Genomic DNA, 2,013 nt, shown 5'->3' on the forward strand with positions numbered 1-2,013 from the left:
AAGTCATAACTATATGCTGCTGGCATGCTTACCATCACTACTATAAATCCATATCTTACCTTTTTTGGACTATTATGAGAAGTGCTATAAGTAACGTAAGAGTAGCTAAGGAACTAGCTACAAAATAAAATGCATTAGCCTCACTAAGCAAATTGCTCATTACTCCCCTCCCACCACGGACAAAACTCCAGCAGTCTTGTATATATTTATTAAAATTCTCTTATCTGTGGAGGAATTATAGTGCTGCACCTACAACAAACTTTCCTTTTTCAGCCTGCTAGCTAAAAAATGACTTAGACCTTGTGTATCGAGTGTACCATTGTACTTATAATGTCTAGTTAGCTATTGATCGGGGTAGAACATATACTGGTATATCCAGAATCACATGAAGCATCATTCAGCTTTTTACATGGCGATCTTATTGGAGTGGATATATAAGGTGGTTTTGGTTTCGGGAACTGTTTATTAACAGACTCATTTTCACCTATTCCTTCAAGTTCTGATAAATGTTCACTGCTTATATCTGGAGAAATGGAATGACTTTGCTCGTCTTCCTGCCCAATTACTGCTTGCAGATGTTCAACTTTTCTTTCCAAATCAGATTTATGTCTTCTTAATTTACTGCATTCGTCACCCAAATATTTTTCGCTACTTTTCAACTCACTGTTATTATTGCGCAACTTTTCATTTCCTTTTCTTTCTTGATCCAAAAGTTTTTTTAACTTTCCGATCTTATCAAGATTTTCAGTTTTTTCCTCTTCTAATTCCTTGCATAGTTTTTCTTTTTGTTCTAAATCTGCAGCTAGCTGGATCGTTTCTTGCGCTTTTTCACTTAACTTTTCTTTCAATCGTCTTTCTCTTTTTACTACATCCCCTAATTCAGATTGTAAACAAGAAGTTTCACCTTTTTCTTTTCTTAACTGCACTGCTAATTCTTCTGCTTTTTTCCTGCTCTTTTCTAAACATGTTTCCAATTCTGTTATTCTTTCTTTTAATAAAGGAGCTGAAATTCCTTTATCTTTTAATTCATCTAACTGCCTTTTTAAGGAATCTATTTCTCTTTGAGGTTGAAATAATTCCTCTATTAAAGAATCCACTCTTTCATTCAATCTTGTATTTTCATCACGTAACTCTTGGTGTTCAAGAGAAAGCATCTCCTCCTTATGTTCTAACTGACCTTTTACTTTTGCTTCCAATTCTACATTTTTATCACGTAAATCTTTGTTCTCATTATTACTAATTATTTTACATGAAAGTGCAAGCACCAAAATAAAAAGTCTAGACAAACTCAAAGCAATAGGAAGAGCTACATTAAAGGCTGCAACTGAAGACAAGAACTTAACATAAGGGGCAACAGCAAGTGTCCCAGACGCAAGCAATACCAAAGTAGCAAGAGCACCAGCTATAAGATAAGGTGCATTGGCTTTATTATATAAACCCCCCATTATTATTCCCTCATAACTAATAATGATTACAATAGCATGGATATTAAAGGAAGTAAAGCTATAAAAATCAGTATAAGTCTATATTCACTATGTATTTTCCGTCTTCAGTTTCAAGCTCAAACTGCATCCACTCTATCGTTTCCGCATTGCAAACTGCCTGCAAATCATCCTGTGCGGATTGATTCAATTTGTCCTCTCGTAGATCTGCTTTTATCACTAATTTCTTTATCAAATGCTTAACTGATACATTATTATCTGCTTTTATCTTTCTGATAATGTTTAATATCCGCACGCAATTGTCTCCCATTTCCTCTGAATATTTATCGTAGATAAGTTCTTCTTTGCTCGGCCAATTACTTTTATTGTGTACAGAATTATAACTATATAACAGGTGGTATATCTCTTCCGTAATGTACGGCAGAAAAGGTGCAAATAACCGCAAAATAATATTCAGTACATATGCCAAACTTTGCTTTGCACTTAAGTTTGCTTCGCTGTTTACTTTATCTCCATATGCGCGCTTTTTTGCTAATTCCAAGTAGTTATCACAAAAGTCTTTCCAAAAAAA

Annotated in this window: 2 protein-coding genes; both read right to left on the reverse strand. The window is 34.3% G+C overall.

Features of this window, described 5'->3' with window-relative positions:
• Positions 1-338 precede the first annotated feature (338 nt).
• Positions 339-1,445 (reverse strand): hypothetical protein, encoded by a 1,107-nt coding sequence (locus tag OZD66_RS04835; protein ID WP_182366823.1) that lies wholly within the window; start codon positions 1,443-1,445, stop codon positions 339-341.
• A gap of 67 nt (positions 1,446-1,512) precedes the next feature.
• Positions 1,513-2,013 (reverse strand): class I tRNA ligase family protein (locus tag OZD66_RS04840; protein WP_275022383.1); only part of this gene is annotated, 501 nt, incomplete at its 5' end.

Origin of the sequence: Wolbachia endosymbiont of Drosophila baimaii (genome assembly GCF_028982185.1) — a bacterium.
GTDB lineage: Bacteria > Pseudomonadota > Alphaproteobacteria > Rickettsiales > Anaplasmataceae > Wolbachia > Wolbachia pipientis.